This window comes from uncultured Campylobacter sp. (assembly GCF_938018035.1).
GTDB lineage: Bacteria > Campylobacterota > Campylobacteria > Campylobacterales > Campylobacteraceae > Campylobacter_B.
Map to the genome: position 1 here is coordinate 1 of NZ_CALIJF010000293.1, position 6,993 is coordinate 6,993.

Annotated in this window: 5 protein-coding genes and 1 pseudogene; 4 read left to right on the plus strand and 2 right to left on the minus strand. The window is 48.1% G+C overall.

Annotation, left to right across the window (positions count from 1 at the left end; genetic code table 11):
- A pseudogene (locus Q0257_RS08815) lies at positions 1 to 332 on the plus strand (cysteine--tRNA ligase); the annotation flags it as partial.
- A 624-nt stretch (positions 333 to 956) separates the two neighbouring features.
- Positions 957 to 2,678 (plus strand): ABC transporter ATP-binding protein, encoded by a 1,722-nt coding sequence (locus Q0257_RS08820; protein ID WP_298024176.1) that lies wholly within the window; start codon positions 957 to 959, stop codon positions 2,676 to 2,678.
- A 329-nt stretch (positions 2,679 to 3,007) separates the two neighbouring features.
- On the opposite strand, the gene Q0257_RS08825 is transcribed toward Q0257_RS08820, so the two are convergent.
- Positions 3,008 to 3,520, minus strand: coding sequence for a hypothetical protein (locus Q0257_RS08825; protein WP_298024179.1), 513 nt, complete (start codon positions 3,518 to 3,520; stop codon positions 3,008 to 3,010).
- A gap of 182 nt (positions 3,521 to 3,702) precedes the next feature.
- On the opposite strand from Q0257_RS08825, the gene Q0257_RS08830 reads away from it, so the two are divergent.
- Complete coding sequence (locus tag Q0257_RS08830; protein ID WP_298024182.1) at positions 3,703 to 4,854, plus strand: MFS transporter; 1,152 nt, start codon at positions 3,703 to 3,705, stop codon at positions 4,852 to 4,854.
- Positions 4,855 to 4,864: 10 nt separating this feature from the next.
- On the opposite strand, the gene Q0257_RS08835 is transcribed toward Q0257_RS08830, so the two are convergent.
- Entirely contained in the window at positions 4,865 to 6,055 is a 1,191-nt protein-coding gene (locus tag Q0257_RS08835; RefSeq protein WP_298024185.1) for an MFS transporter, read from the minus strand.
- Positions 6,056 to 6,173: 118 nt separating this feature from the next.
- Here Q0257_RS08835 and Q0257_RS08840 point away from each other — a divergent pair.
- Positions 6,174 to 6,993 (plus strand): stomatin-like protein (locus Q0257_RS08840; protein WP_298024188.1); only part of this gene is annotated, 820 nt, incomplete at its 3' end.

The window sequence follows — 6,993 nt, forward strand, 5'->3', positions numbered from 1 at the left end:
CGCTTGCGGTGCTTGATAGCTTCGTAGCAAGCGCGAACGAAGCGCTAGATCGCGCGCCAAAAGATAAAGCGCTAAAGGCTAGAATCGCTGCAAATTTGGAGTTTGCAAAGCAGACGCTTGGAATTTTATATGAGGATGAGACCGAATACTTTCGCTTCGGCGTGAGCGAGCAGCAAAGAGCGCAGATCGAGGAGCTGATAAAACAGCGCGCGCAGGCTAAGGCAGAAAAGGACTTTACGCGCGCGGATGCCATCAGAGCGCGCCTTGCGGATATGAAGATCGAAGTGATGGATACGGCTAGCGGCACCGTTTGGGAGGTAGCAGCAGAGTAAAACGTAAAATTTAGCGCGAAATTTTACGTTGAATTTTATGATTTTTACGATGCAAGACGTAAGTCCAAATACTAATTCGCGCGTAAATTTTAGTGCGGTTTTTATCGGCGATACGATGATACGGCGATGCAGCGGCAAAGGCACAAGGCAGGCTGCGATTTTATTAGGTAGCGCGGTGAGTAAAAGCGCACAATACGGTGCGACGATGTGAAATCGCGATACATGATGTATATTATGATACAGCACTTTGTAGCGCTTTATATCGCCCCAAAGCGTTCAGCGTTTTAAAAAAATGGTTTGCGAAAGCGTTTAGATATCGCGATAAATAAAAACTCGCTCGCTTTAAACGCTTAGCGCTTTAAAAGCGACAAATAAAAAAGCTAAATCTCGGCATCGTTTGCGCAGCAGCGTATGTGGGCGGATAGATTTAGCGAGCTTGCGAAGCGCGAATTAGTCCCACGCCACCTCGTAAATTTCGCGTTGCGGCACCGCCGAAATTCTAAATTTCAAAAAATTTTGGGATTTTAAGAATTCCAAAATTCTAAATTCAAAGAATTTTAAAATTTGGAATTTTAAAAAAATTGGTATTCTAAATTTTAAAAATTTTATAAAAAAGGATTGTATTTGAACGGTTTTAAAACTTTACTATCGCGCTTTAAGCCCTATTTTAGGGATTACAAGCCGCAGTTTGCATTGGCGATTTTGGGTATGGTGATGACGAGCGTGGCGACTGCTGCGAGCGCGAAGCTGGTCGAGCCCGTTTTAAATAAAATTTTCGTCGAAAAAAACGAGCCGTATCTCTATACGCTTCCGATCGCGATCATCGTGGTTTTCACGATGAAAAGCGGCGGTGCGTTTATGCAAAACTACTTCACCGCCTTCATCGGTCAAGACACGGTGCGCCGCTTCCGCGATAGGCTCGTCGCAAGCCTCGTGCGGCTGGACGTGGATTTTTTCAACCGCTTCCGCACGGGCGAGCTCATCAGCCGCACGATCAACGACATTGAGCGTATCCGCGTCGTGGTTTCAAACATGATCCCCGATTTTTTCACGCAGATCATTACGATTTTGGGGCTTTTGGGCGTCGTGATCTATCAGAGCCCGAAGCTTTCGTTTTTCGCGCTCGTGGTCTTTCCGTGCGCGATATATCCGCTCTCGCGCCTTGCAAAGCGGATGAAAAAAATTTCGCGCGAGTCTCAAGAGAAAACCTCCGATATCTCCTCGGCGCTCAGTCAAATTTACTCCAACATCGAAATCGTCAAAGCAAGCAACGCCGAGAGCTTTGAAGTGGAGAAATTTAACGCCGAAAACAAGAAATTTTTCGGTCTAAATTTAAAGGCGGTCGTAACGGCGTGCCTGGTAAGCCCGATCATGGAGATGCTAGGCGCCGTGGGCATCGCCGTGGTGATCATCGTCGGAGGACAGGAGGTCATCGCGGGCCAGATGAGTATCGGCAGCTTTTTCAGCTTCCTTACGGCGCTTTTTATGGTTTACACCCCGATAAAAAAGGTCTCCTCGCTCTACAACAACATGCAAGACGCCATCGCGGCGAGCGAGCGGACGTTTGAGCTCATAGATTTGGAGCCTACGATCGTCGGAGGCGGAAAGCAGATGGGCGAGATCGGCTCGGTGAGCTTTTGCGACGTGTCGCTAAACTACGGCGACAAGGCGGCGCTAAAAGACATAAGCTTCAGCGTCAAAAAGGGCGAAATTTTAGCGCTCGTCGGAAACAGCGGCGGCGGAAAAAGCTCGGTCGTGAACCTGCTGATGCGCTTTTACGACGCAAGCAGCGGTAAAATTTTATTCAACGGCAACGACGAGATCGGCGAGTTTAGCATCCCTAGCCTACGCGAAAATATCGGCCTCGTAAGCCAGCGCGTCTATATTTTTAACGACACGATCGCGCAAAACGTAAGCTACGGCGCGGAATTTAACGAGCAGCGCGTCATAGAAGCGCTCAAGCTCGCCAACGCCTATGAGTTCGTAAGCTCGATGAAGGATGGAATTTACACCGTGCTTAGCGAGTTCGGCGCAAATCTTAGCGGCGGACAGCGCCAGCGTATCGCTATCGCGCGCGCGCTGTATAAGGACCCGCAAATTTTAATCTTCGACGAGGCGACTTCGGCGCTGGATAACGCAAGCGAAAAGGAGATCTCAAACGTCATCGAAAAGATCAAACAAAGCAAAATCGTCTTTGTAATCGCTCACCGCCTATCCACGATCGAGCGCGCCGATAATATCGCCGTGATGAAAAACGGCCGCATTCTCGCCATCGGCACCGACGCGAAGCTAACGGGCGAATGCGAGGAGTATCGCAGCCTAAAAGGGATTATGCAAAACAGCTAGAGCTTTAAAATTCTGCGCCTTTTGCGCCCCGGTTTTGCTCTATGAAATTTTAAAATTTTATCTTTGAAGCAAGCCGCATAAATTTATCCGCAAAGATTGAAATTTTACCTTGAAATTTAGCCGCGCGGATAGCCGCTTTGGCTGCAGGGCTTTTTAATAAAGCTCGTCTCTTTGGTGCGACGAGGCACGGCTGCCAGAGCTTTAACGTTTGGATTAAAATTTTATCTTAAAATTTCAGCGCTTCGTTACGAGCCGCCTCTAAATTTAAACGCTCGCGCCGTTTTAAAACCGCTGCGGTAAAATTTTATCGCACGCTGGGCTTTTCGGCGCTACCTGCACTTGATCTTAGGCATCTGCGGTAAAATTTTAGCTTTATTTTCCTTTATAAATTTTCGCATCTTTTTAAAATCTCTATCCGAATCGAAATTTTTCGCGTATTGCACAAGTACAAGTCCGCAGCTTTGCATATCTGCAACCATTAGATCGACTTCATATTTATTGAAATTAGGATCTCCGGGGGCGGGCGGATTGAGGAGTACTATTATAGCTTGCGTATGGTTGGTCTTTAAAATGCCGAAGGAGCGTCGATCCTCTTGTTTTTTTCCCGCATTGGCCTCTTCGATCGCTTGATATATCCCATACGCATACTCATCGATATTTTTTACGTCGTTGAAATATGATATAGATACGAGCTTACTCCAGCCAAATCCTTCCTCACCGTTTAAAAAATAATATGCCGCCGCAAGATTTTTATACTTTCTGGTAAAAGTTTCTCCATCTATCTTAATGCTATACGGTAACTCTATCGCGCTATATGCTTCCTTTACCTTGGGATCCTCCAATATATATACCTTGCCTCTAAACGCCGCGCATCCGCCAAATATCGCCGCCAGTAAAAATGCGGTTAAAATTTTTAATCTAATACCCGCTCCTTCAAAATTTTTTCAAATATTTTGCCATAAAAACCGAGCTTTAATCAATAAAAAGCTACAATAACGCCAAATTTAATTCCAAGGGAAAGTCATTGTTTGAATCCATGCGCGCGGCACGCTCGCTAAGCCCCCTATTTCTGGGGATTTTCTTTATGTTTATCGGCGACGCGCTAGTCATCGCAAGCGCGGGCATCATGCTAAAAGAATCCGGCCACAGCGAGCTTGAGATCGGAGCGATTTCGGCGTTTTTCTTTTTAGGAGCGATCTTTAGCGGCTTTTTTGTGCCTTCGATAATCGGCGCGCTCTCGTACGTGCGGGCATACGCAGTATTTACGGCGCTTTTCGGAATTGCTGCAATGCTGCACGATCTAGGCTCAAACCTCGTGTATTGGGCGATTTTGCGCTTTATTTTGGGCTTTTGCTACTACGCGCTTTTGATGATAATCGAAAGCTGGATCAACTCAAAGATCACAAACTCCATCCGCTCCCGCGTGCTCGCGATCTACGAAGCGGTTTTTTACGGCGCGTTTGCGATAGGAGTTATAATTTTGGCGCTAAATTTCGGAACGATGAAGGTCTTCGTGCTAAGCGCATTTTTCATCATCCTGGCGCTGCTGCCGGTAAATTTAATCCGCTTTAACCCTCCCAGAGTTCCCGCTCGCATGCGAGTTTCGATGCCGCAAATTTCGATCGTGCCGCCGCTTGCGTTTGCGACGGTGGTTTGCGCGGGCATTTTGATTAACGGCTTTTTTTCGATGGCGAGCGTTTTCGTGCTAAGCGCAGGGCTTGGAGTGAGCTCGGTGGGCGCATTTATGGGATCGGCGATGGCAGGAGGCTTCTTAGCGCAGCTCGTCTGTGGCACTATTTCAGATAAGTTTGGTCGCAAACGCGCCATAATGATAGTTTGCGTCGTGGGTCTTACTTCCTGCGCGGCGCTGTTTTTTGCTAAGAGCTTCATCCTAACGTGCGCACTTGCGCTGATGTTGGGATTTGGCGCTTTTCCTTTGTATTCGCTCGCCATCGCGCGCGCAAACGACTCCATCACCGGCGAAGGCGCATCTCGCGTGCAAATTTCGGCAGCGATGCTCTTTATCTATTCGAGCGCGTCTCTCTGCTCTCCTTTAATAATCGGCGCGATGATGAAATTTTTAGGTGCGAACGGCTTTATATGGGTGTTTTTCGCGGCGATGAGCTTTTTATTTATATTTGCTATCTTCCGCCCCGAGATCGCGCCGAAAAGATAGCTTTAAAATTTTAAATTTTTTCGTAGATCAAAAATTTATAATAAAACGCCGCGATTGCAAACATAAAGCCCATGCCGAAGGTGATTTGCGAAAGCGAAAATCCAAGCTCGAAAAAAAATCCGATCGCAGCCGACACGAGCGTCGCGACGATGAAATACGCCATGTCGTTGTAGGCGATAACGCGCCCGAAAAACTCCCTATCGACGTGACTTTGCAGCTGCGTAAAAGAATACGACCACACCGTCGTGATGAAAAATCCCGCCGCGATCATGCCCGCAAACGAAAGCCAGTAGTTAAACTCCAGTGCCGCCCACAGCGCGATGCCTGCAAACTGCCCCAGCAATAGCCAAAAAAACGTATGTTTATTCACGATCTTGCTTAGCCATATCTGTCCGAAAAACGCAGCCGCCGAGCGCGACATATTCATAAGCCCGATGACTAGCGAGGCGCTTAAAATTTCTTTATATTTATACTTCGCAAGAAGCGCGATGAGATTGTCGTAGGTAGTGACGGCGACGAAAGCGTGAAGGACGATGAGATGCACCACCAAAGGATGCGAGCGCAGATAAGAAAAGCCCTCCTTTAGCATCTTAAACACGGGCCCTGGCGCGTTTCTTGCGAGGTCTTTAAAATTTAGCCGCAGCAGGATGAAAAACGAAAAAACGTATAAGCAAAAATCCAAAATAAACGCCGCTCGCACGCCGAAATAGTGGATAAAAACGCCCGCGCTCGCCATGCCGAAAGTATATGTGATCGTCCAGATAATGCCCGTCATCTCGTTAGCAAGCTTGAGATAGGGGCGGCTTAGAAATTTCGGCAGCGTCGAGGATTCGGTCTGAAAAAACAGCGTGCCTGCGACGCTTCGCACGACCACGATCAAAAGTAGCAGCCACAGATAATCTAAACTATCTATAAAAATCAGCATGAAAATACTGATCATCTCGGTTATAAACATCGCCGTCATCAGGGGCTTTGGTTGAAATTTATCCACGATGATGCCGTTAATGGGCGCTAAAAAGACGTTCGGCACGAACGAAACGACGCCCGCCGCCGTGATCGCCCACACCGGCGCGCCAAGTTCAATCAGCAGCGTAGCGACCCCAACGACCGAAAACCACAAGCCGAACATGCATATAAAGCCCGCCGAAAAGAGCAGTCGGTAGTTGCGCGAATGTCGAAGCAGCACGATGTATCTGATCATAAAATTTTATCCCGTAAATTTAATATAAAAAATCTAGCGAAATTGTATCACGGCGCGCCTTAAAAGCCAAAATAAGCTAAAAATGCTATAATTGCGAAATTTTAATTCAGGAGTGAAAATGGAAGGGTTCGTAACTACGGTAATAGTATTTTGCGTCCTCATCGCGGCAATTCTAAAGATGGGGGTCAAGATCGTCTCACAATCGGAAATTCTGATCATCGAGCGGCTGGGCCGCTTTCACAAGGTGCTCGACGGCGGCTTTCACATCATCGTGCCGTTTTTTGACGCGGTGCGCGCGAAGATGAGCGTGCGCGAGCAGCTGGTGGATATCAGCAAGCAGCAAGTCATCACCAAAGATAACGTCAACATAAGCGTGGATGGTATCGTGTTTTTGAAGGTCATCGACGGCAAGATGGCGCTTTACAACGTCGAGGATTATCGCCGCGCGATTTCAAATTTAGCGATGACGACGCTACGTAGCGCGATCGGCGAGATGAGCCTAGACAGCACGCTTAGCTCGCGCGATCAGCTAAATTCCAAGCTACAAATCGCTCTGGGCGACGCCGCGGATAACTGGGGCGTAAAGATCATGCGCGTGGAGATTTCCGAAATTTCGGTACCGCACGGCATCGAAGAGGCGATGAATATGCAGATGAAAGCCGAGCGCGAAAAGCGCGCGATCGAGCTTAAAGCCGAGGCTGAAAAAGCAGCCCTCATCCGAAACGCCGAGGCGCTAAAGCAGGAGAAGGTGCTCGAGGCCGAGGCGATCGAGCGCATGGCGGATGCGAAAAAATACGAGCAGATCGCGCTCGCGCAAGGTCAAAAAGACGCGATGGATAGCATAAATTTAGCGATGAGCGCTTCTAGCTTTGCGGCGGAATACCTGCTCGCGCAGGGTCGCGTAAACGCTTTTAGCGAGCTGTCCAAAAACCCGAGCA